The sequence below is a fragment of the Halostagnicola alkaliphila genome (genome assembly GCF_055379965.1).
This window is the reverse complement of record NZ_AP043826.1, coordinates 682,415-703,912: the sequence shown is the minus strand read 5'-3', so window position 1 is coordinate 703,912 and position 21,498 is coordinate 682,415. Positions and strand designations below refer to the sequence as shown.

22 protein-coding genes are annotated in these 21,498 nt (G+C 61.9%); 15 read left to right on the top strand and 7 right to left on the bottom strand.

Features of this window, described 5'->3' with window-relative positions; all coding sequences use genetic code 11:
• Positions 1-43 precede the first annotated feature (43 nt).
• A complete protein-coding gene (locus tag ACZ5C7_RS08590; protein ID WP_464375919.1) occupies positions 44-208 on the top strand; it encodes a DUF6757 family protein in 165 nt (54 codons plus the stop codon).
• Positions 209-243: 35 nt separating this feature from the next.
• Here the strand turns inward: ACZ5C7_RS08590 and ACZ5C7_RS08585 are convergent, their stop codons facing one another.
• A complete protein-coding gene (locus ACZ5C7_RS08585; protein WP_283836756.1) occupies positions 244-567 on the bottom strand; it encodes a 4Fe-4S dicluster domain-containing protein in 324 nt (107 codons plus the stop codon).
• A gap of 202 nt (positions 568-769) precedes the next feature.
• Between ACZ5C7_RS08585 and ACZ5C7_RS08580 the strand changes: the two genes are divergently transcribed.
• The 6 genes from ACZ5C7_RS08580 to ACZ5C7_RS08555 all read left to right on the top strand — a co-directional run bounded on the left by ACZ5C7_RS08580 (position 770) and on the right by ACZ5C7_RS08555 (position 7,997).
• Positions 770-1,156, top strand: coding sequence for a thiol-disulfide oxidoreductase DCC family protein (locus tag ACZ5C7_RS08580; protein ID WP_464375918.1), 387 nt, complete (start codon positions 770-772; stop codon positions 1,154-1,156).
• A 131-nt stretch (positions 1,157-1,287) separates the two neighbouring features.
• Positions 1,288-2,337, top strand: coding sequence for a porphobilinogen synthase (gene hemB / locus ACZ5C7_RS08575; protein ID WP_464375917.1), 1,050 nt, complete (start codon positions 1,288-1,290; stop codon positions 2,335-2,337).
• A 534-nt stretch (positions 2,338-2,871) separates the two neighbouring features.
• Positions 2,872-4,524 (top strand): ammonium transporter, encoded by a 1,653-nt coding sequence (locus tag ACZ5C7_RS08570; protein ID WP_464378416.1) that lies wholly within the window; start codon positions 2,872-2,874, stop codon positions 4,522-4,524.
• 172 nt (positions 4,525-4,696) lie between these two features.
• Positions 4,697-6,043: a glutamate-1-semialdehyde 2,1-aminomutase gene (gene hemL, locus ACZ5C7_RS08565; RefSeq protein WP_464375916.1), complete on the top strand. Its 1,347-nt coding sequence runs from the start codon at positions 4,697-4,699 to the stop codon at positions 6,041-6,043.
• Positions 6,044-6,271: 228 nt separating this feature from the next.
• The gene (locus ACZ5C7_RS08560) at positions 6,272-7,126 is read left to right on the top strand and encodes an NAD+ synthase (RefSeq protein ID WP_464375915.1); all 855 of its coding nucleotides are present in this window, start codon (positions 6,272-6,274) and stop codon (positions 7,124-7,126) included.
• 133 nt (positions 7,127-7,259) lie between these two features.
• Positions 7,260-7,997 carry a hypothetical protein gene (locus tag ACZ5C7_RS08555; RefSeq protein WP_464378415.1) on the top strand — a complete coding sequence of 246 codons (738 nt, stop codon included), beginning with the start codon at positions 7,260-7,262 and terminating at the stop codon, positions 7,995-7,997.
• A gap of 26 nt (positions 7,998-8,023) precedes the next feature.
• Here the strand turns inward: ACZ5C7_RS08555 and ACZ5C7_RS08550 are convergent, their stop codons facing one another.
• A complete protein-coding gene (locus ACZ5C7_RS08550; protein WP_464375914.1) occupies positions 8,024-8,389 on the bottom strand; it encodes a group I truncated hemoglobin in 366 nt (121 codons plus the stop codon).
• Between the two features lie 137 nt (positions 8,390-8,526).
• Here ACZ5C7_RS08550 and hemC point away from each other — a divergent pair, with 137 nt between their 5' ends.
• Genes hemC through ACZ5C7_RS08535 form a run of 3 tightly spaced genes read left to right on the top strand, consistent with a single transcriptional unit; the run spans position 8,527 to position 11,362 of the window.
• The gene (gene hemC, locus ACZ5C7_RS08545; RefSeq protein WP_464378414.1) at positions 8,527-9,747 is read left to right on the top strand and encodes a hydroxymethylbilane synthase; all 1,221 of its coding nucleotides are present in this window, start codon (positions 8,527-8,529) and stop codon (positions 9,745-9,747) included.
• 1 nt (position 9,748) lies between these two features.
• On the top strand, positions 9,749-10,603 hold the full coding sequence (gene cobA / locus ACZ5C7_RS08540) for a uroporphyrinogen-III C-methyltransferase (RefSeq protein WP_464375913.1): 855 nt from the start codon (positions 9,749-9,751) through the stop codon (positions 10,601-10,603).
• 3 nt (positions 10,604-10,606) lie between these two features.
• Positions 10,607-11,362 carry a uroporphyrinogen-III synthase gene (locus ACZ5C7_RS08535; RefSeq protein WP_464375912.1) on the top strand — a complete coding sequence of 252 codons (756 nt, stop codon included), beginning with the start codon at positions 10,607-10,609 and terminating at the stop codon, positions 11,360-11,362.
• Between the two features lie 173 nt (positions 11,363-11,535).
• Here the strand turns inward: ACZ5C7_RS08535 and ACZ5C7_RS08530 are convergent, their stop codons facing one another.
• The gene (locus ACZ5C7_RS08530) at positions 11,536-12,528 is read right to left on the bottom strand and encodes a hypothetical protein (RefSeq protein ID WP_464375911.1); all 993 of its coding nucleotides are present in this window, start codon (positions 12,526-12,528) and stop codon (positions 11,536-11,538) included.
• 346 nt (positions 12,529-12,874) lie between these two features.
• Between ACZ5C7_RS08530 and ACZ5C7_RS08525 the strand changes: the two genes are divergently transcribed.
• Positions 12,875-14,428 (top strand): DHHA1 domain-containing protein, encoded by a 1,554-nt coding sequence (locus ACZ5C7_RS08525; RefSeq protein ID WP_464375910.1) that lies wholly within the window; start codon positions 12,875-12,877, stop codon positions 14,426-14,428.
• 37 nt (positions 14,429-14,465) lie between these two features.
• Here ACZ5C7_RS08525 and ACZ5C7_RS08520 read toward each other — a convergent pair whose 3' ends face one another.
• Entirely contained in the window at positions 14,466-15,218 is a 753-nt protein-coding gene (locus ACZ5C7_RS08520; protein ID WP_464375909.1) for a CehA/McbA family metallohydrolase, read from the bottom strand.
• A 207-nt stretch (positions 15,219-15,425) separates the two neighbouring features.
• Between ACZ5C7_RS08520 and ACZ5C7_RS08515 the strand changes: the two genes are divergently transcribed.
• Positions 15,426-16,532 (top strand): NADH:flavin oxidoreductase/NADH oxidase, encoded by a 1,107-nt coding sequence (locus ACZ5C7_RS08515; protein ID WP_464375908.1) that lies wholly within the window; start codon positions 15,426-15,428, stop codon positions 16,530-16,532.
• 275 nt (positions 16,533-16,807) lie between these two features.
• Complete coding sequence (locus ACZ5C7_RS08510; protein ID WP_464375907.1) at positions 16,808-18,505, top strand: thiamine pyrophosphate-binding protein; 1,698 nt, start codon at positions 16,808-16,810, stop codon at positions 18,503-18,505.
• A gap of 171 nt (positions 18,506-18,676) precedes the next feature.
• Here ACZ5C7_RS08510 and ACZ5C7_RS08505 read toward each other — a convergent pair whose 3' ends face one another.
• Positions 18,677-19,066, bottom strand: a complete 390-nt coding sequence (locus ACZ5C7_RS08505; protein WP_464375906.1) for a hypothetical protein — start codon at positions 19,064-19,066, stop codon at positions 18,677-18,679.
• Positions 19,067-19,264: 198 nt separating this feature from the next.
• Here ACZ5C7_RS08505 and ACZ5C7_RS08500 point away from each other — a divergent pair, with 198 nt between their 5' ends.
• Positions 19,265-19,579, top strand: a complete 315-nt coding sequence (locus ACZ5C7_RS08500) for a DUF5783 family protein (protein WP_464375905.1) — start codon at positions 19,265-19,267, stop codon at positions 19,577-19,579.
• 101 nt (positions 19,580-19,680) lie between these two features.
• Positions 19,681-20,043: a NifU family protein gene (locus tag ACZ5C7_RS08495; protein WP_464375904.1), complete on the top strand. Its 363-nt coding sequence runs from the start codon at positions 19,681-19,683 to the stop codon at positions 20,041-20,043.
• Between the two features lie 143 nt (positions 20,044-20,186).
• Here ACZ5C7_RS08495 and ACZ5C7_RS08490 read toward each other — a convergent pair whose 3' ends face one another.
• Together ACZ5C7_RS08490 and ACZ5C7_RS08485 are read right to left on the bottom strand one after the other, a co-directional pair.
• Positions 20,187-21,104 carry a ketopantoate reductase family protein gene (locus tag ACZ5C7_RS08490; RefSeq protein ID WP_464375903.1) on the bottom strand — a complete coding sequence of 306 codons (918 nt, stop codon included), beginning with the start codon at positions 21,102-21,104 and terminating at the stop codon, positions 20,187-20,189.
• A gap of 100 nt (positions 21,105-21,204) precedes the next feature.
• Positions 21,205-21,498 carry a DUF7130 family rubredoxin-like protein gene (locus tag ACZ5C7_RS08485; RefSeq protein ID WP_464375902.1) on the bottom strand — a complete coding sequence of 98 codons (294 nt, stop codon included), beginning with the start codon at positions 21,496-21,498 and terminating at the stop codon, positions 21,205-21,207.

Below are 21,498 nucleotides of genomic sequence, written 5' to 3'. Positions count from 1 at the left end.
CGATAACGGAGGCTTCAATGTGTCTCGGCCCAAATGACCTGCTATGAATTGCCACTACTGCGACCGCGAGGCCGCCTTCGCCGCCGAGACCGAGGGACTCAAGGTTGGCCTCTGTGAGGAACACTTCCGCGAGCGGTTGCAGGAACTCGCCGAGGCCGACGGCCTCGAGACGTTAAAAGAGCAAGTCGACGTCGATCGCGCCGAGTAGTAACGAGAGACGGAGCGGGGAGATACCCGACCGGTTCAGGCCGTTCGACCGGCGTCCACGTCGATCGCGTCGACCGGACAGACGTCGACACAGAGCATGCAATCGATACACTGTGCTTCTTTGGTCGGCTCCGCCTTCTTATCGCTTTCCGGATGTCCCGGCGTGTCGACCCACGTGAAGACGTCGACGGGACAGTCCTCGAGGCAAGCCCCGTCGGCGATACACAGGTCGTAATCGACGGCAACGTGGGTTCCTCGGATGCCGAGCTCTTCGGGTTCGTCGACCGGCCCCCAGACGGCAACCCCGTTCTCTTCGCCTTCTTTCTCGCGGTTTTCGTGGAACTGTGGATCTATGGCCATTGCTAACGGATGTAAATGGGAGACGCGAACTTAAATTTATGTTCCTACACACGCGCGTGAGAGCGCGGAGTCAAAACATGGCACAGAGACGCACCGAGCGGGTCGAGGACCGATGGCCGCTCGAGAACGCGGTCCTCAAAGGTCCCGATGAACGTTCTGACCGGTGCTGAATCCTTTTGGTAACCGGGCCGCAATTGCCGGCATGAGCGAGTCCGAATCGACCGCGCCGCGACTGGTCTTCGACGACGACTGCGGGTTTTGTACATGGTGTGCCGAATACGCCGCCGAGCGCGGCGACTTCGAACTCGTCGGCTTTACGGATCTCACGCCGGATCAACTGGCTCGGCTCCCGGACGAGTACGAAGACTGCGCACACCTCCTCACGCAGGACGCCGTCTACTCCTGTGGCGAAGCGATCGAGGAGGTCGGCACGCGACTCGAGACGTCCTCGAGACACCTCGCGGGGGCCTTTCGACGACTTCCCGGCACCGAAGCGGCGCGCGAACCGCTCTACCGCCGAGTTGCGGACAACAGGGATCTGTTCGGTCGAATCGTGAGACGCGACCCACCCGCCAGAGAGAACAGCTAGGCTCAGGGGTACCAGTAGTGGCGGACCTCCAAGGGAACGGCTGGGCAGGTTCTCGAGCACACGGCGACCGCGGGCGGAACGAACCAGATAACGAACGCATCGTTTTTGCGCGACCCGACGAAAGAAGGGATATGAACCTCACCCATCGCCCGCGACGGCTTCGACAGGATCGGATTCGATCGCTGGTGAGCGAGACGAGCCTCGAGCCGTCGGATCTCATCGCACCGATATTCGTCGACGCGACGACCGACGAGCGCGTCCCAATCGAGTCGATGCCGGGCCACGAGCGCGTCCCGATCGACGAGGCGGTTGCCCGCGTCGAAGAAGTCAGAGCGAGCGGCGTCGAGGCCGTCATGCTGTTTGGCATTCCAAAATCCAAAGATCCCGAAGGGACCCGCGCGTGGGCCGGGGACGGCGTCGTCCAGGAGGCGACTCGACGAATCACGAACGAGACGGACGCGTACGTCATCACCGACGTCTGTCTCTGCGAGTACACCGACCACGGCCACTGCGGACCGTTGGCGGAGGAACTCCGCGGCGAGGGCGAAGACGGCGCCGCACCCGAAACAACCTGCGATCACGACGCCGCCACGCCGGCCGACACGATGACCGTCGACAACGACGCGACCCTCGAGTCCCTCGAGAAGATCGCGACCTCCCACGCGCAAGCGGGGGCGGATATGATCGCACCCAGCGGGATGATGGACGGGATGGTCGGCGCGATTCGGCGCGCCCTTGACGAGGCTGGCTTCGAGCACGTCCCGATCATGAGCTACGCGGCGAAGTACGAGAGCGCCTTCTACGGCCCGTTCCGGGACGCCGCGGACGGCGCACCCTCCTTCGGAAACCGACGACACTACCAGATGGATCCCGCGAACGCGCGCGAGGCGATCCGGGAGGTCGAACTCGACGTCGAGCAGGGAGCGGACGTGTTGATGGTCAAGCCGGCGCTGCCGTACCTCGATATCGTCTCCGATCTCCGACGGGAGTTCGACCACCCCATCGCCGCGTACAACGTCTCCGGCGAGTACGCCATGCTCCACGCCGCCGCGGAGAAAGGCTGGCTCGAGTTGGACGAAGTGGCGCTCGAGTCGCTGCTGTCGATCAAACGCGCAGGTGCGGATCTGATTCTGACGTACTTCGCGGAAACCGTCGCCGAAGAGCTATCGGCTGGATCCTGAACGAGGGGCAGTCTCTCAGATGATCCGGCGCTCGAGTATTCGGTGCTGGTGAAATGAGAGGTCGCTTCTTCGAAAAATGCCACCTCGCTCGAGCCTGGTGAATATTTTATCCACAGATGACTGAAAACAGCCAGAAACCGCCAAACGTTCACATACACTCGAACCGGGACACCCATGTGGCAACATCTGCCGCGCGCAAGCCCAAAAAGGCCAAAACCCGTTCAATCGCCGCAAAAATTTCCACGGTCGCTCCGAATCCCGGTGGACGGACGGTCAGTGTATAAGCACGTGAGAAGACGAACAGCCCTAGTCAAGACCCTAATACACATTATATCACCTCTAGATTCGTCCGAATGGTCCTATTACACCACCATTCCTGCCTGATTGTCAACGCCAACCATTATATATGGGTGAGACCTCGAGAACGAACGTGATTTGGAGTACAATCATGACTCAAAACAAGGATAGTGTGGACATACGTAACGGTATCGGGGACAGTGCGTTCGGAACGGGTAGCGAGGTGACGCAAGCATGATCGAGCCAACGGTTCTTCAGGCCGATACCGAGATGATGATCGAGGCGATCAACAGTACCTGGATTCTGGTCGTCACGTTCCTCATCTTCTTCATGCACGCAGGTTTCGCCATGCTCGAAGCGGGGCAGGTACGCTCGAAGAACGTAGCAAATCAGCTGACGAAGAACCTCCTGACTTGGAGCGTCGGAGTAACGGTGTTCTTCCTCATCGGCGTCGGCGTCGAAAGCGCCGTCGCCGGCGCTGGTTTCGAGCCTGCGTTCGTCGGTGACGCCGGTAGCTGGATCGACTGGTTGTATGGTGCCGTCTTCGCGATGACGGCGGCGACCATCGTTTCGGGTGCCGTGGCCGGTCGTGCGAAGCTTCGCGCGTACGTTGGATACACATTCTTGCTGGCCGCGGTGATCTATCCAGTTGTCACCGGGATCACCTGGGCCGGTGGATACATCGAGACGATCACCGGCACGCCGTTCGCTGACTTCGCGGGCGGCATGATCGTCCACGGTATGGGCGGTCTCGCCGGCCTTACCGCAGCGTGGATGCTCGGCCCACGAATCGGCCGCTTCAACGATGACGGATCGGCGAACGTCATTCCCGGCCACTCGTTGACCTTCGCCGTTCTGGGAACGCTCATCCTCGCTTTCGGCTGGTACGGTTTCAACGTCGGAACCTCGGCGATCTTCGGCGATAGCGTGTTCCTGGGCGACCAGCTCGGTCGAGTCGCCGCAACCACGACGATTTCGATGGCTTGCGGTGCGATGGCTGCTGGACTCGTCGCATGGTCGATGACCGGAAAAGTCGACACGCTGTACGTTGCTAATGGATTACTCGCCGGCCTCGTCGGAATCACGGCGATTCCAGACACCACCGCGTGGTGGGGCGCGTTCGTCGTCGGCGGAATCGCCGGTGCACAGCTCCCGCTCGTCTTCAAGGCCGTTGAGGACTACCTGAAAATCGACGATGTCTGTGCAGTCTTCCCCGTTCACGGCTCGGCCGGTATTCTGGGGACGCTCCTGTTCCCGTTCGTAGCCGCACCCGGTGTCGTCGATAACGTTGCAAACGCGTTCGTCGCACAGGTCACCGGCGTCGTCCTCATCAGCGCTTGGACGATCGTCGCAACCGCCGTTATCTGGGGCGGGTTCAAAGCGATCGGACAAGCTCGAGTTACCCCAGAACACGAGCGCGATGGCCTCGACGTCTCCGAACACGGCGTCGACACCTATCCGGAATTCGGTGGCCCGGATGTCGCGACCGACGGCGGCGTTCCCGAAAAACAGCTCCGTACCGACGGCGGCGAAGACGGCTACACGACGGACATTCAGATGGTCACGGCCATCATCCGTCCGGACCGACTCGGCGACGTGAAAAAGGCGCTCGCCGAAAGCGGCGCACCGTCGCTAACCGTCACGAACGTCTCCGGACGCGGCTCCCAGCCCGCCAAGAAGGGACAGTGGCGCGGCGAGGAGTACACCGTCGACCTTCACCAGAAGGTCAAAATCGAGTGCGTCGTCGCGGATGTCCCCGCAGAGGACGTCGTCGACGCGATCCGCGAAGGAGCCAACACCGGCGAACCCGGTGACGGCAAGATCTTCGTGATCCCCGTCGAAAGCGCGACGCAGGTTCGCACCGGCGACACCGGAACGGACGCGGTCTGATCGGCTCGGTTCCGATTCGACTATCGTTCTCGTGAGAGAGACGCTCCAATCAATCAGCGCGGCTCGCCTCGAGGCGAGTTCGCCTCGGTTCTGCGAGTTATTTTCGATTCCAACGAGCGGTTCGTCGGTCGACCTCGGTACTTCTTTGCCGCCCGAAGCGTAAGGCCCGCGTATGAACGACGACAACTCGCGCGACCTGTACGACAGGGCGCTTTCAGTAATGCCCGGCGGTGTGAATTCTGCTGTTCGTGCGGCGGTCGAACCGTATCCCTTCTTCGTCCAGAAAGGAGACGGCGGCCACGTTATCGACGCCGACGGCAATCGCTACGTCGACTGGGTGATGGGACTCGGACCGCTATTGCTCGGCCACGACCTCCCAGAGGAAGTCCGAGCCGAGATCCAGCGGACCGCGAGCGAGGGACCGATGTACGGCGCGCCGACCGAAATCGAAGTCGACCTCGCGGAGTTCGTCGTTCGCCACGTCCCGAGCGTCGAAAAGATCCGCTTCGTCAACTCCGGAACCGAAGCGACGACCTCCGCGGTCCGGCTGGCTCGAGGCCACACGGGCCGGAACAAGATCGTCGTCATGCAGGGCGGCTACCACGGCGCTCAAGAGTCGACGCTCGTCGAAGGCGACGCCGACGAGCGCGGCCCGAGTTCCGCGGGGATTCCCTCATCGTTTTCCGAGCACACGATTCCGGTGCCGTTCAACGACGAGGACGCCGTTCGCGAGGTCTTCGAGGAACACGGCGACGACATTGCCGCCGTGCTCACCGAGCCGATCCTCGGAAACAACGGCATCGTTCATCCCGTCCCGGGCTATCACGAGTTCCTGCGAGAAATTACCGAGGAACACGGCTCGCTCTTGATCTTCGACGAAGTGATCACGGGATTCCGCGTCGGCGGTCTGGGCTGTGCTCAGAGCGAACTCGGCGTCACGCCCGACCTGACGACGTTCGGAAAGATCGTCGGCGGCGGCTTCCCCGTCGGCGCGATCGGCGGCAAGGCCGAAATTATGGAAGGACTCACGCCCGCGGGCGACGTCTTCCAGGCGGGAACGTTCTCCGGCCATCCCGTGACGATGGCCGCCGGCCTCGAGACGCTACAATTCGCCGCCGAAAACGATGTCTATGCACACGTCGACGAACTCGGTGATCAACTCCGGTCTGGACTGTCCGACATCGTCGCCGATCAAGCACCGAGCTACACCGTCGCGGGAACGGCGAGCATGTTCAAGGTTCTCTTTACTCGAGAGGGGCCAGGAGCGAGAGCGCTCGACGGAGCACCGGAGTTCGGCCCCGTGCAGGATCCTGACTCCCCGCGATACGAGTACGAGCCGAAAAACAGCGCCGACGTGAAAGCCGCCGAAACCGATCGCTGGCGACGCGTATTCTGGGGACAGATGAAAGAGCGGGGTATCTTCCTCAGCCAGAATCAATTCGAGTGTCAGTTCGTCAGCTACGCCCACACCGAAGCCGACGTCGAGGAGACGCTCGAGGCGTACAAAGAAGCGCTCTAGAAGATTCATCTCGAGCGGAGAGTCTCAACACCTGCAACGAACCCACATCTACAAGTCGTGGGCTATCCCATAAGAGAATGGAAGGGTTGCTAGCCGGGAGGAATACAGGGAATCCGGCGTTTTTTAAAATCGATATCGCGGAGCGACAGTGTATACGTTCGTCGGCCGAGCGAGCGCGCTCGAAAGCACGACCATTATCAGTCTCAAGCTGGTTACTCAGGCACCTGCATGCCCGAAAATTACCAGCAGATCGACGATTCGATCGAACCGGTCGACCTTCGGTTCTCTGCGGACGAGGTCAAAGCACAGACCGACCACCTTCTGGAATTTATTCGAGACCGAGTCGACGCAGCCGACGCCGACGGCGCCGAGATCGCGCTCTCGGGCGGTATCGACAGCACGACGACTGCAACGCTCGCGGTCGAAGCCCTCGGTGCTGAGGCGGTTCACGGAGTCACCTTGCCGAAGGAGGTAAACGAGGACGAGAACATGAGCGACGCCGAGCGCGTCGCGTCCGATCTCGGTATTTCCTACGATGTCTTCGGCATCGACTCCATCATGAACGAGGTGCTCGAGACCGCAGACACCGACGACGGGAACCTCGCCGAGGATCAGTGGGAGGGGCGATACGTCGGAAACACGAGCGCCCGAATTCGGATGGCCGTCACGTATCTCCTCGCCAACCGAGAGAACAGAATCGTTCTGGGAACCGGAAACCGCGCGGAGCTCGCAACGGGCTACGTGACGAAATACGGCGACGGCGGCGTGGACTGTAACCCGCTCGCGAACCTCTACAAACAGCAGGTCAGACAGGTTGCCGCCCACATCGGCGTCGACGAGTCTATCGTCCAGAAGACGCCGACCGGCGGAATGGTCGACTACGGCACCGACGAGGAGGAGCTCGGACTCGACTACGACACGCTCGACGCGGTGCTCGCGTTCTACATCGACGGCAACCTTTCCGCATCGGTGACGGCACGCTTCACCGACACGAGCGTCGAAAAAGTCCGGGAGGTCGAACAACTTCACGAAGAGAGCGAACATAAACGAACGCCGCCAACGGAACCCGAGCCGCTGTTCTAGGCGGGTCGATTGCCAGAGGGATTCGTTCTCGATACTGGCAATAGCGCCAAACACGACTCAACGGACGGGAAGCGTTGCGAACACCGCCCAACGCCAGACGTTTCCGTTGTAGGGTGGAACGTCACGGTACGTGATCACTCTCGAGCGGCCCTCGAGTTTCGACGCTGTCGACTGGGGACGGGTTATCGAGCGACTGTGCTTTCTTTTTCCGCCGGTGATCGGCGTCGGAGCGATCGGAGTTATTCGGGAGGCCGACCCCGGCGTTCCCGGCCTCGCGTGGGGGCTCTTCCTGGTCGGGACCTTCGGCTACACGTTGTTGACGATCGGAATGATGATCGCACTCTTCGTCGACGCTCGCCACGTTCGGTCGAGTGCGGACGAGTCGGATGCAAACGAGTCGGATGCAAACGAGTCGGATTCGAACGATTCCTCGAGTTCGAGTTGGACACCGAGCCCCTGGCTCTACGCAGTGGTCGCATTGGTCTGGGCACCGGCGGCTGCGGTCGTCTATCTCACTCGACGCCACAGAGCAGTCGGAACCGAGGCCGGATGGGGCGGCTGGTGGCTCGTCGTCGCACTCTCACTGGCCACGACCGTAGTCGGAACGATCACCGCGGTGATTGCCGTCGTCTTCGCGACGCCAGGACTACTCCTGGCCGCAATCGCACTCACCGGTGCGGTCGCGTTCGGCACGTTCCCGATCGCGATCCACCAGGATGCCGCCTACGTCAGCGCCCAGGGCGGTTCGTGGCAACCGAATCCGGGACTCTTTCTCGGAATCGCACTGGGCAGTCTGTTCGTCGCCCCGATCCAGCCGGTGCTGGCCGGGTACTATCTGTTCCGGCGGCGACGGGCGGTGAGAACGCCCTAACGCTCGAGAAGACTGCTTCCAGGATCTCAGTCGGCGGTGACGATAGCGTCCTCGTACTTCCCGACCCCCTCGAGGACCGCCTGTCGATCCGCTTCGTCGACGTCGAACTCCGCTAACGTCTCCGCGAGGTACCGTGCGATCGCGTCGAAGTCTTCCCGTGTGATCCCGAGATGTTCGTGGGCAGTTTCCATATCTTCACCGGTGTACTCGACAGGGCCACCCGCGACCGAACTGAGAAACTGCGTTTGGTGGGCACGCTGGGCCTGCATATCCACGTCCTCGAAATATTCGACCAGATCATCGTCAGCGAGAACGTATTCGTAAAATTGATCGACCACCGCGCCGATCGCCTCTTCGCCGCCAAGACGGTCGTACAGCGTTTTCTCGGTCATCGTTTCATCCTTTCGAGTCCGGTACCAAAAGCGTCCTGACGAACATATTCACCGCGGCCGAGGAGCAAACTCGAGGGTCGATGACAGAACGGAGACAGAGCGTGCGCTTTTCATAGTCGAGGCCCGGATCTGTGTCTATGAGAACACGCGGGACACTGCGGCTGGCGACACGGGGGTCCACACTCGCCCAGAGACAGGCGGCCCTCGTTCAAGAGCGTCTCGAGGATCGTGGCTACGAGGTCGAACTCGTCACCGTCGAGACCACAGGCGATCAAATTCGGGACGAACTGATCCACCGACTGGGGAAAACGGGGGCGTTCGTCCGCGAACTCGACGAACGAGTGCTCGATGGGGATCTCGACGGCGCGGTCCACTCGATGAAAGACATGCCGACCGAGCAGCCCTCGGAGCTCGTTACCGCGGCTATCCCCCATCGCGGGCGACCGAGCGACGCCCTCGTCACACCCGACGGAACGACGCTCGATGACCTCCCCGACGGCGCAACGGTGGGAACGTCGAGTCTCCGCCGTCGCGCTCAGCTCCTCTCGGAACGTCCCGACCTCGAGGTCGAGCCCCTTCGCGGAAACGTCGACACGCGACTCGAGAAGCTACTGGCACCCGCGCTACAGGAAGAACACGCAGAGCGAACCGAGGCCGACAAAGAGCGGAAAGGCGACACCGGCGGCTACAAGCCAGATTACGAGGACAAGAATACCGACGAGACCGACGGCGAAGACGGCGAAACGGGCGGAGACAGTCAAACCGTCGACGAGTGGTTCGACGGGCTCTCGGAGATCGAAAAGCAGGCGCTCGGCCGAGAGATCGAAACGGAGTACGACGCCATCGTTCTCGCGGAAGCCGGCCTCGATCGAAGCGGGCTGGCTCACCACGTCGAGTACGTGCAACTCCCCAAGAAGACGTTCGTTCCCGCGCCGGGACAGGGCGCGCTCGCGGTGACCGCGACCGACGGCGAAACCGCTCGGGACATTCAGTCGGCGATCGACCACCCGCGAAGTCGCGCCGAGACGACCGTCGAACGAACGCTGCTTTCGGAACTCGGCGGGGGCTGTATCGCGCCGATCGGCATCTACGCCATTGTACAGGGCGAGTACGTGCAAGCCAGAGTCTCAGTCTTCGACCGGGACGGCGAGGAGTCCGTCCTCGCGAATCGCGATCTTCCGGTCGAAACGCACGCCGATGCGGCCGTCGAGTTCGCGCGGGACCTCGAAGATCGGGGCGCCGCGAGGTTGATCGAAGAGGCTCGAGAGGATGCAGGAACCGAAGACGGCGAAGACGACAGTGAAGCCGACACAGACGGAAGCCTTCCGGATCAGGAGGATCAACCGGAGGGGAAGTGAGATGGCGAAAGAGGCGGGTCAGAACGACGCGGGCCAGTTCGACGAAAGCGAGCCGGATTCGGACTCCGAGAGCGCACCGGGAACCGTCTCGCTGGTCGGGAGCGGCCCCGGCGATCCCGAACTGCTGACGGTCAAGGCGAAACGGTTGCTCGAGAATGCGGACGTGGTTCTCCACGACAAGCTTCCGGGTCCGGAGATCATTGAGACGCTTCCCGAGGATCGGCGCGAGGACGTCGGCAAACGCGCTGGCGGGGAGCGCACGTCACAATCCGAGATCAACGAACGGCTTGTCGAACTTGCCCGCGAGGGAAGGGACGTGGTTCGGCTCAAAGGCGGCGACTCGTTCGTGTTCGGTCGGGGCGGCGAGGAAGCCGAGTACCTCGCCGAGCGCGAGATTCCCTTCGAGGTCGTTCCCGGCGTCACTTCGGCGATCGCCGCACCGGCCGTCGCCGGCGTCCCCGTTACCCACCGCGATCACGCCTCCTCCGTAAGCTTCGTTACGGGTCACGAGGATCCGACCAAGGAAGAATCGGCCGTCGACTGGGACGCGCTTGCCGCGACGGACGGAACCATCGTCGTCCTGATGGGCGTTGGCCGACTCCCCGACTACACGAAGGAATTGCTCGAGACCGGGATGGCCCCCGAAACGCCCGTCGCGCTGATCGAGCGCGGCACCTGGCCGGGCCAGCAGGTCGCGACGGGAACTCTCGAGACCATCGTCGAGGTTCGCGACGAGGAAGGCATTTCCCCGCCCGCCGTAACGGTGATCGGCGACGTGTCCTCGACCCGAGAGGCCGTCGTCGAGTTCCTCGAAAACGGCTACGGGCGGCGAGAAAACGGCTCCACGGAGGCATAATCGATGTCGACAGACACCCCCTCCGTCGCCGTCTTCCGCCCCGACGACGATCGGATCGAAACCGCGACCGCGCTGCTCTCCGAACTCGGCGTCGATCCCGTTCCGGACCCGATGCTCGCCGTCGAACCGACTGACGCGGTTCCACGGACCGACGCCGAATACGTCGTGTTGACGAGCAAGACCGGTGCGGAACTCGTCGCCGACGCGGGCTGGAAACCCGGTAAGACGACCGTCTGTGCGATCGGACCCGCAACCGCAGACGCCCTTCGCGAGGTCGGCTACGAGGTCGACATCGTTCCCGAGGAGTACACCTCGAGCGGGCTCGTCTCGCGACTCGCAGACGAGGTCGACGGCGCGCGCGTCGAGATCGCCCGCAGCGACCACGGAAGCGACGTGTTGCTCGAGGGGCTCGAAAGCGCCGGAGCATACCTCCACGAGACGATCCTCTACCGACTCGTTCGCCCCGAGGAAAGCGGCGACGCCGCCGACCTCGCCGCCTCCGACGGGCTCGATGCGGCCTGTTTCACCTCGTCGCTGACCGTCGAACACTTCCTCGAGGCCGCGCGAGCACGAGACAACGGAGACGACGGCGAGAGAGCCGAAATCGAAGCTCTCGAGGGGCTGAACGACGCCGTCGTCGGCGTCATCGGCGAGCCGACCGCGGCGACGGCGGCGGAACTCGGCGTCGATGTCGACGTTGTCTCGAGCGAAGCGACCTTCGAGACGCTGGCTCGGGAGACGGTCGCCGAACTCGAATAGCGGTTTTCTCGGTTTACAAGCGGACTAGGAGAATGCCCGGGCCGTTCGGAAATCAAGGAGTTTCGTGATCAGAAAAGCCCTCAGTTTCGCAGACCTCGCGGAAACTGCGCTCCACGTATCTTCGCTTAGTCACGAGAATTGAAAATTCTCGAACGGTTCGACTCCGAGGGAATTTACGTCCCGTACCCGCACCCGATCGTGGCGAACAACGCGTCGATTACGTCGGTCGGTTCGTCAGCCGGCGCCCGGTAGTTGAGTGTTACGCGTGTCCCATCTCGGTCGAGTGAAGCATGTCGCATTCCATCGCGGATGAAAATGTCATCCGCAGGGAGGTTGTCCCGACCGCCGAATCCAAGGGCGGACACCACATCTTCCTCGACCGCCTCGGCATCGTCGAACTCGTCGGTTCGAAACGTTACCGTCGAAACATGTACCTCGTCCTCGGCGAATGCGTCCCCAGAAACGTATCCAATCCGGTTTGCCGTCTCCTCGTCGCCGACGGTATCTCGACAGTTCCTAACGGGGCGCTCAACCGCGAAACGAACGGGTGCCTCTCGCGTCGCCGCGGTGAACGCATCAAGGAGGGGACCGGCCAACGGATCGGATTTATCGTTCCAGACGGCCGCTACCGACGTCGCCGTCTCCCGCTCACCGAGGACAAAGAGGTTTTCCGTGATCGACGCAACAGCTGCCTCGCCAACAACGTGAATCGGAGAGTCGCCGTCGGTGATTATTTCAGCCGTCTCGTCGGCGGTCGACTCGAGTTCTGCCAGTAAGTCGGCTTCACTCCAAGTCACCCACGCAAGCGCCGCCGCCCCGTCGTCGTCGCCGACGAGGACCAGCTTCGCGAGACCGTCGGCCTCGATGTCAGTAACCGTTTCACGGTCGATAAACGACGTGATCGCGTCGGGTACGTCTGCGAACGCGGGCGAATCGAGAAGCGTCAACGCACCCGCTCGAGCGATATCGTCCGTCTGGAGGTCGTCGACGCGAACGTGGACGAGCCGATCGATACCGCTCGGAACCGAACTGGAGGTGAGAATCCAGGCGCCAGGTCGCTCATCAGATCCGTTGGCGAGGGCCCAGGTGCCGCCGAAGACGCCGAGCGTTGCGGCGAGTCCGCCCGCGCCAACGACGGCCCGCCGTGTTGGATTGGGGAGGGTCATCGATAGGATATGGTCGTATTCGGTATAGACATATTGTTCATTCGGATTCGCCATAGTAGTTAGGTCCGTGACATGGGACTGTGTATCCGGCGTGCCTATCGTCCTCGACGCCGAATATGAATACTAACTAGCACGGTAGTCCGGAGGGAAGCTCCCACCAGTATGCGACTCAGTGATTCATCGATACCAGCTGTTTCACAGAGAAGATTGCTGAAAAAGCATCGCAGAAGCCATCCAACGGAACACGCTGAATGTCGATCCACTAGTAGCAGGCAGAACTGAACGCGTCCCTCCACGCCGGACCGCAACTTTATCCCGGAAGCCGACCCACAACCGACCGAGACGAATGTCAGGCCCCGTTCCCGAACTCGACGACCGCGCCCGCGAGTGCGCAAACCGGCTGTGCGAGGCCGAGGAAGTACTGTTGGCCTCCCACATCGACGCCGACGGACTCACCAGCGCAGCGATCGCCGCGAGCGCCCTCGAGCGCGCGAACATTCCCTTCGAAACCGTCTTCGAAAAACAACTCGACGAGGATGCAATCGCCGGAATCGCCGCCAGGGAGTACGAGACGGTGCTGTTCACGGACTTCGGGAGCGGCCAGCTCGACGTGATCGGCGAGCACGAAGACGACGGCGCGTTCACGCCCGTCATCGCCGACCACCACCAACCCGCAGACAGAGAGACGGAGTACCACCTCAATCCGCTGTTGTTCGGGATCAACGGCGCGTCGGAGCTATCCGGCGCGGGCGCGAGTTACGTCCTCGCTCGAGCGCTCGCGGAAACGACCGGCGGCGGTGACAAAGCGGACGAGACCGTCGCAACCGACGGCGGAGCCGAAGCCGAGACCGGGACGAACGCCGGATCCGGAGCCGCGACGGCCGCAGGCCCGCCTGCCGGCGGATCGGGGCCGAAGGTGGACAACCGCGACCTCGCCGCCTTGGCCGTCGTCGGAGCCGTCGGCGACATGCAGGCCTCCGGCGGCGAACTCCACGGCGCGAACGAAGGAATCGTCGAGGAGGGCGTCGACGCCGGCGTCCTCGAGACCGCGACGGACCTCGCCATCTACGGCAAGCAGACCCGTCCGTTGCCGAAGCTGCTCGAGTACTCCACCGACGTCTACATCCCCGGCATCTCGAACGATTCGAACGGCGCGCTGCGATTTCTCGACGGGCTCGACCTCGAATTGAAACGCGACGGCGAGTGGCGGCGTTGGTCGGGGCTGACCGGCGAGGAAAAACAAACGGTCGCGAGCGCGCTCGTCCAGCGAGCCGTCTCGAAGGGCGTTCCCGCATCCAAAATAGACGGGCTCGTGGGCACCTCCTACGTGCTAAGCGCTGAACCGGTCGGAACGGAACTCCGAGACGCGAGCGAATTTTCCACGCTCTTAAACGCTACAGCGCGATACGAAAGAGCCGACGTCGGACTCGGCGTCTGCCTCGGGAACCGCGAGGGGGCGCTCGAGCGGGCCCGAACGCTCCTGCGGAATCACCGCCAGAACCTCTCGAAAGGGATCGATCTGGTGACCGAGGAGGGGGTAACGGCCGAGGAGCACGTGCAGTGGTTCGACGCGGGCGACCGCATTCGAGAAACCATCGTGGGGATTGTCGCCGGAATGGCGATGGGGAACGACGGAATCTCGACCGGAAAGCCGATCTTTGCGTTCGCCGAAAAGGAGGGAAATGACGGTGATAACGTCGAAACGAAGGTTTCCGCACGAGGGACCCACAGCCTGGTTAGGAACGGACTCGATCTCTCGGTCGTGATGAGCGAGGCCTCGCAGGCGGTCGGCGGCGACGGCGGGGGCCACGACGTGGCCGCGGGCGCGACGGTTCCCGCCGGAGAGGAGTCGACGTTCATCGAACGGGCCAATGAAATCGTCGGCAAACAGCTGAGTTGAGGAAGTACTAGAGGAGAAGACGCACAGCCCGAAACGATCAAGACCGGTCCATCGATGCCGGAACGGTCGGCACGAGCGGCGCTCGTTTAGTGAGCATGTACGTCGATTTTCGGACGGCACCTTTCGCGTACTGGACCGTGCTTTTGTGAATCGGCGTTCGCTTTCCCCGGATCTGGGTTCGTCCCTCGAGAATCGCGTCGACGAGTTCGTCGCCGTCGATGTCGGCTTTGGTCGTCCCCGACGTCTCCGCTTCGACGAGAATTTCGGTGTAGGCCTTGCCAACGTTTGGGAGGTAGTGGGCATCGCTCGCCCCGATTTTGGGATACTCGCGATTTTTCGCGAACGTTCGCGCACGGCGATTGCGATAGCCGGTAAAGACCATCGAGTTGTACACCTCGATCGCGTCGGCGTCTTTGATCCGCCGTTTTCGGACGCCGTGGCGCGAGCGCTGAAACGGATGCGGAACGATCGCGATTCCACCCATCTCGCGCACGCGTTCGACCGTTTTCATGAACGGCATGCCCGGGTCCGGACGTCTCTCGACGCCGATTGCCAGCAGGTGGCCGTGTCGGGTCGAGACTTCGACGCCCGGAATGCCGACCAGACCGTACTCCGGGGCGAGTTCGGCTGCACGGAGGGATTCTTCGATCTCGTCGTGGTCCGTGATCACAATGCCGTCGAGATCGATATCCGCGGCGTGTTCCAAGATGAGTTCGACCGGTTCGTGGCCGTCGTAGGAGTCATCGGAGTGAACGTGAAAATCGATCGAAAATGGGAGATGTGGGTTCATATGACCGACTGTCGCTGTAGGCGATAGGACAGTTGGCTGTATAAGCGCTCCGCTCGAGTCTATTCTCGGTGTCGATCGGTACAGCGTGGCCTCGATCCGTTCGATCCCGAATCACCACATCAACGTAATTGGTTACAAATCGCAATCCGGCAAAGCCCCCGCCATCCGCGGCCGTTTTTCGGTTTCCGTCGCTATACTCGAAAGCACATGACTGAGCTCTTCTCTGAATTATCAATTCGTAGTACGGCTATCCCGAATCGACTCGCTGTCTCTCCAATGTGTCAGTACTCCTGTGGAACAGACGGACTAGCAACGGAGTGGCACCGCGTCCACCTCGGTAGTCGAGCTGTCGGCGGTGCCGGCATTGTCATGACCGAGGCGACCGCCGTCGAACCCCGCGGACGGATCACGCCTCACGACCTCGGCATCTGGAGCGACGATCACGCCGAAGCGCTACAGCCGATCACCGAATTCATCCGCGACCAGGACTCCGTTCCCGCGATTCAACTCGCCCACGCAGGTCACAAGGGCAGCAAGACCCGTCCGTGGGACGGAAACGTTCCGATCGGACCGGACGAAACCGATCCCGACGGAGCAGCGGGATACGAAGTTCTCTCGCCGTCTCCAGACGCCTATCCGTCGTTCGACGGCGATCGGCCCGCGATACGAAAAGCTGACACAGACGACATTCAGTCCGTGGTCGACGCCTATCGGGCCGCAGCCGAACGATCGCTCGAGGCCGGCTTCGAGATCGCCGAGATCCACGCCGCCCACGGCTATCTGTTACACGAGTTCCTCTCGCCGGTAACGAACCGCCGCGAAGACGCGTACGGAGGGAGCTTCGAGAATCGGACGCGGTTCGTCCGCGAGGTAACCGAGGCCGTTCGGGACGTCTGGCCCGACGAGAAGCCGGTTTTCGTCCGCATCTCGGGAACGGACTGGATCGAGGGAGTCGAGTCGTGGGACATCGAGCAGTCGGTGCGGCTAGCCGACGAACTCGCGGAGTTAGGCGTCGATCTGATCGACGTCAGTTCGGGAGGACTCCACCCCGACGAGAACGCGCCGGGCGGGCCAAACTTCCAGGTGCCACTGGCCGAAGCGGTCCGCGAGGGGGCAGACGTCGCCGTCGGAGCAGTCGGCGGTATCACCGAACCAAGCCAAGCCGAAGCGGTCGTCGGCAACGAGCGATCGGACCTCGTCCTCGTCGCTCGCGAGTTCCTGCGCGACCCGTACTTCGGGCTCCGAGCGGCCGACGAACTCGAGGACGACGCGTCCTCGGCGTGGACACTCCAGTATCGACACGCGGTTCAGTAAGACGACCGGAACGTCCGTGACGACGTGCGAGCGCAGGCGTCACGGATCTAGCGATTCCGTCTAGCATAGCGATTCTACGTCCGCCGCAGTACAACGATCTCAGACAAGACACCGCCTTTATTTGAGGGGAGCTTTCGAGGCCGGTTTTCACGGGCTACTGATCGACAGTGCGAGATTGCATATAGCATCATAGAATACATCAACACGAGACGGGCGTCGAACGACTCAATCGAGGCGTCGATTTTTGTGCACCGGAACGAATGTGTAACTCAGACATGGGAAATACATACACAGGTGCGGATCTGTTCGTCGACGCCCTCGAGTCCTACGGCGTTTCACACGTGTTCGGAAACCCGGGCACGACGGAATTGCCAGTAATGAACGCCCTCTCAGAGAGCGACCTCGAGTACGTTCTGGGGCTCCACGAGGACGTCGCCGTGGGAATGGCTTCCGGATACGCCAGTACGCGGCGGTATCACGCCGACGACGACCCCTCGATCAACCCTGCAGGTGTCGTAAATCTCCACATTACTCCCGGTCTCGCACACGGGTTGGGGAACATCTACGCCGCGAAAATGGCTGGAACACCGCTCGTGGTTACGGCGGGGAACCACGAACGGGACTTTCGACACGAAGAACCGCTTCTTTCGGGCGAACTCGTCGAGATGACCGAGCAGTTCTGCAAGTGGTCCGACGAAGTGCTCGACGTGGCCGCCCTTCCGACGATGCTTCGACGGGCGTTTCGGGTCGCATTGACGCCGCCGACCGGCCCCGTCTTCCTTGGACTTCCGATGGACGTCATGCTCTCGGAAGCCAGCCCGGAGGAAATCGAACCGCTCGGTCCCGTTCCAACCGCCGGCGGCGGAGATACGGACCAACTCGAGCACGCGGCGACCCTGCTTGCGGAGGCGGACGACCCCGTTATGATCGTCGGCGACCACGTGGCTCGAGCGGGCGAAAGCGCCGTCGACGCCGCGGTCGATCTCGCCGAAGCGGCGGGAGCGCGTGTCCACGGGGAGATCCTGGGCTGTGAGATCAGTTTCCCCACGGACCACGACCACTGGATCTCCTTCGTGCCGCCCGACGAGGATATCGCGTCAATGTTAATGAGTCCGGACACGCTCGTCTTCGCCGGAATATCGACAAATACGACGTTGATGCGCCACGAGGAGCCATTGGTCGGTTCGGACACGACTTGTATCCACCTCAGCGACGCCCCCTGGGAAGTGGGGAAGAATCAACGCGCCGACGCAGCGATACTCGGCGACCCCGGAACCGTCATGGCCGAGCTGGCCGACCGCGTCGCAGGTCGGCTTTCCGAAGACGAACACGAGAAGCGACTCGAGAACGTCCGTTCGGTAAAACAATCGATGGAAGGCCTCATCGAGGAAATGGGCGTCGACGAGAAACCGGACGGCGAAACGCGGTCGGGAAAGCACGAACTCGTAGACGCGCTCGAGGCGGTTGCGCCGGATGCCTACATCGTCGACGAAGGAATAACGTCGAAATACCCCCTGTTAACCCGGTTCTCGCTTTCGCCACAGCAGCTGATCTCGAACAAGGGAGGCGGATTGGGATACGGACTCCCCGCTTCCGTTGGTGCCTCCCTGGCCGAATCGATGCGCGAAGAGTCACACGACGTGATCGGCTACATCGGCGACGGTTCGTACCTCTACTATCCGAACACGATCTACACGGCGGCGCGGTACGACCTCGATCTGACGGTCATCATCGCCGACAACCGTAACTACCGGATTCTGAAGGACAATATGCAAAATATCTACGGTGGAACCGACGAGGACTTCGAGTACGTCGGGATGGACTTCGAACCCGCCGTCGACCTCGTCAAAAACGCGGAAAGTTACGGCGCACGCGGCCACCTAGTGGAGACGCCCGACGAACTCGAGTCGACTCTGGAAAAAGCACTCGAACGCGATGGAACGGACGTAGTAGATGTTCTCGTCCACGATTAATAGTTGTGTCAGGCTAGCATCAGTCACGTTTTCGTCTCTATCGGGCTTCGGAATAGATTTCGGGTGATAGCACTCTGATTGCGGGTGCTAACGGATGCTGTAGAAGAAGGGGTCTCGGTACACATATATCCTATTTCGATATATAGAATGTCGACCGTCCCGCATCGGCGGTCACGAGATCATCGAGGACTCTTCGGGGATGAGCGCCGGCAGCGACACCGACTCGAGAGCAGCCCGAATATCGAGCGGGCTATCCGGCGAGTCGAGGGAGTTGTAAACATGGTGCATACATTCGAGAAGGGCCTCGAGTGCAGCTCTGCGTGTCGTCACGCTTCCGATCAGTTCGTTCGACGAGCACTCTCCGATCGAGTAGCGGTACCGTATCTCCCAGCATCGGCTCAGACCGAGCGACGGATGGGACCGATCGGCGGGAACGCGGACCGCAAACAGCGTAACTGGGGATCGGCTGCGACGATACGCGATTCGATCGTCGCTGCTCTCGAGGGGCCCCCAATTGGGCGGGAGTTCCTCCCTCGGGAGGGACCGTTGTGTGAGTGTCATAACAGATCCGACGTGACTGCTCGGGGTGCTCGTTTGGCCTGCGAGTTCATCCCACCTATGTAGGTACCCGGTACCGTATCAACCGAAGAGACAATTCTAGCGGGCCCGAGTAAAAGCATCCGGCAGTTGCAACCGCGGGCGGGTTGTCAGAATCGACCGATCGCCCCACTTTTGGTGACGCTGTCCCTTTCACCCAGCATGGCCGACTTCGATCCCGAGAAGTTCGAGGATAAGTACGCGAACTACTTTCCCGAACTCCAGCAGGCGTACAAGAACGCGTTCAACCGAATGAACGATCGATACGACTCCGAACTCGTCCACGCGATCGACCAACAAGTGCTCAACGAGAGCGAGCCGTTCTACGAGGGGGACGGAGAATTTCGCGTGGAACTTCCGAACGACCCCTACGACCGGCTCGCGGGCGTCGTCGTCGAGGAAGAACGATTCGAACAGGTGCTCGAGAAACACGTCGAAGAGATCGAAAGCGAACTTCGGCGAGTCTTCGGCTTTTGACTGCGGTCTATCCGATAGTGCGGTCCTGGCAGGAAACCTACGTCGAAAAACAGACTCCAAACTGCGGAAGGTCTAAGGACGTTCGCCACCAACACGAGTTCATGAGCACGGAAACCCAGAACGACGGAGACGACCTCGAAGATAGCGTGACGAACTTCCTGCGCCGGAACTTCCCGCAGATTCAGATGCACGGCGGAAACGCGGCGATTCAGGACCTCGACCGCGAGACCGGAGAGGTTACCATCGCGCTCGGCGGTGCCTGCAGTGGCTGCGGTATCTCGCCGATGACGATTCAGGCGATCAAGAGCCGAATGGTCAAGGAAATTCCCGAAATCGAGAAGGTCAACGCACACACCGGCGCTGGTGGCGGCGACGAGATGGGCGGTGCGACGCCATCGTTCCCCGGCGAAACGGTCGATGACGACGAGGGCGAGTCCGACGAAGGTCCGGCCGCACCGTTCTGAGGACCGGCCCGTTTTGAGAGCGTGATTCGTGGTCGATTACGCGACGTTTGTAACTATTGTTATCGGCTCTGCGGAGCAGTTACTGGTGGTTCTGCACCGAGCAAAGAGGTCGGACAACGCTCGCGATCAATGGTTCACAAGATTCAGCGTCGCCGCGACGTCCGAGTTGCGGAACGACCGTCTTCCCACGTCCGGACGAGTGCTGCGAGAAGCCGGTTCGTCGGGACGTCAATCCCCCGTTTTTCGGCCTGGTCGATCACGTAGCCGTTGATCGCGTCGATCTCGGTTCGGCGTCCGGCGAGCACGTCCTGAGCCATCGAAGAGGTGTTTTTTCGCGTCGCCCTCGCCACGGATTCGACGGCCTCGAGGGCCTCCCTGTTCGAGAGCGAAACGTCGTTCGCGCGGGCGACTCGAGCCGTTTCACGGGTTGCGCTCCGCGAGATTGCGTTCGCCGGCGGCTCGAGCACCGCACCGTTTTCCGCGGCCGTCAGCGCCGTTATCGGGTTGATTCCGGCGTTAACCGCGAGTTTCTTCCATCGACGAAACGGCATGTCCTCGGCGACGGTCGTCTCGAGGCCCGCCCGCTCGAACGCGTCGCCCACTCGATCCGCGAGCGCGGAACGGCCACCGCCGCCGGGGCCGAAAACGACTTCGCCTACTCCCGTGCACTCGACGACACCGGGTTCCCGTAGCATCGCTCCGTACGTCGCGGTTCCCGAGAGAATAGTCGTCTCGAGGTGGGCCGCGAGCGTCTCCTCGTTTCCCATTCCGTTCTGCACTGACAGGACGGCGTCGAACGTTCCCGTCGAAAGCGGTTTCGCCGCCGATCCGGTGTCGAACGATTTGACCGTCAAGATCGCGATATCCGCCTCGAGGCCCGTCCCGTCGGTCGTCGCGTCGGGGTGAACGGTGCCCTCGAGTTCGCCCTCGAGGTGGAGGCCGGACTCGCGAACCGCGGCGGCGTGAGCTTGGCGGGCGACGAGCGTGACATCGTGTTCGCGCGCGAGCACCGCACCGAGGAGGCTCCCGAGACTTCCGGCTCCGAAGACGACGATCTGCATGCCTCGAGGTCGAGCGAGCGAGGTGAAACCGTTTTCGTCTCCGCCGAGCGGCCGAACGGGGAGCCGGCCTCGAGATAATTCGATCGGTTCTCCGAGCGGCTTAATCTTCGGTCCAGTAGTAGATTTCCTCCCGCTCGGCACCGCAGTTCGGGCAGTTGTCCGGTATATCGTGATCGAGCTTGCCCATCTCGCCGCACTCCCAGCAGCGCCACATGAGTTCCGCTTCGCCGAAGTTCTTTCCGGAGCGGACGTGTTCGACGCTCATCCCCTCGAGTCCTTCCCGAAGCGTGACGTAGAACCCGTCTTCGTCGAATCCGCGAATCCGTCCGATTTTGGTCCCGTCTTCGGCGTAGACGTCGGTTCCGAATCCGAGGCGTGTCGTATCGTCGACCAT

Coding starts and splice junctions, on each gene's coding strand:
- ACZ5C7_RS08590 (WP_464375919.1), top strand. CDS start 44: ATGAATTGCCACTACTGCGACCGCGAGGCCGCCTTCGCCGCCGAGACC.
- ACZ5C7_RS08585 (WP_283836756.1), bottom strand. CDS start 567: ATGGCCATAGATCCACAGTTCCACGAAAACCGCGAGAAAGAAGGCGAA.
- ACZ5C7_RS08580 (WP_464375918.1), top strand. CDS start 770: ATGAGCGAGTCCGAATCGACCGCGCCGCGACTGGTCTTCGACGACGAC.
- hemB (WP_464375917.1), top strand. CDS start 1,288: ATGAACCTCACCCATCGCCCGCGACGGCTTCGACAGGATCGGATTCGA.
- hemL (WP_464375916.1), top strand. CDS start 4,697: ATGAACGACGACAACTCGCGCGACCTGTACGACAGGGCGCTTTCAGTA.
- ACZ5C7_RS08560 (WP_464375915.1), top strand. CDS start 6,272: ATGCCCGAAAATTACCAGCAGATCGACGATTCGATCGAACCGGTCGAC.
- ACZ5C7_RS08550 (WP_464375914.1), bottom strand. CDS start 8,389: ATGACCGAGAAAACGCTGTACGACCGTCTTGGCGGCGAAGAGGCGATC.
- hemC (WP_464378414.1), top strand. CDS start 8,527: ATGAGAACACGCGGGACACTGCGGCTGGCGACACGGGGGTCCACACTC.
- cobA (WP_464375913.1), top strand. CDS start 9,749: ATGGCGAAAGAGGCGGGTCAGAACGACGCGGGCCAGTTCGACGAAAGC.
- ACZ5C7_RS08535 (WP_464375912.1), top strand. CDS start 10,607: ATGTCGACAGACACCCCCTCCGTCGCCGTCTTCCGCCCCGACGACGAT.
- ACZ5C7_RS08530 (WP_464375911.1), bottom strand. CDS start 12,528: ATGACCCTCCCCAATCCAACACGGCGGGCCGTCGTTGGCGCGGGCGGA.
- ACZ5C7_RS08525 (WP_464375910.1), top strand. CDS start 12,875: ATGTCAGGCCCCGTTCCCGAACTCGACGACCGCGCCCGCGAGTGCGCA.
- ACZ5C7_RS08520 (WP_464375909.1), bottom strand. CDS start 15,218: ATGAACCCACATCTCCCATTTTCGATCGATTTTCACGTTCACTCCGAT.
- ACZ5C7_RS08515 (WP_464375908.1), top strand. CDS start 15,426: ATGACTGAGCTCTTCTCTGAATTATCAATTCGTAGTACGGCTATCCCG.
- ACZ5C7_RS08510 (WP_464375907.1), top strand. CDS start 16,808: ATGGGAAATACATACACAGGTGCGGATCTGTTCGTCGACGCCCTCGAG.
- ACZ5C7_RS08505 (WP_464375906.1), bottom strand. CDS start 19,066: ATGACACTCACACAACGGTCCCTCCCGAGGGAGGAACTCCCGCCCAAT.
- ACZ5C7_RS08500 (WP_464375905.1), top strand. CDS start 19,265: ATGGCCGACTTCGATCCCGAGAAGTTCGAGGATAAGTACGCGAACTAC.
- ACZ5C7_RS08495 (WP_464375904.1), top strand. CDS start 19,681: ATGAGCACGGAAACCCAGAACGACGGAGACGACCTCGAAGATAGCGTG.
- ACZ5C7_RS08490 (WP_464375903.1), bottom strand. CDS start 21,104: ATGCAGATCGTCGTCTTCGGAGCCGGAAGTCTCGGGAGCCTCCTCGGT.
- ACZ5C7_RS08485 (WP_464375902.1), bottom strand. CDS start 21,498: ATGGTCGACGATACGACACGCCTCGGATTCGGAACCGACGTCTACGCC.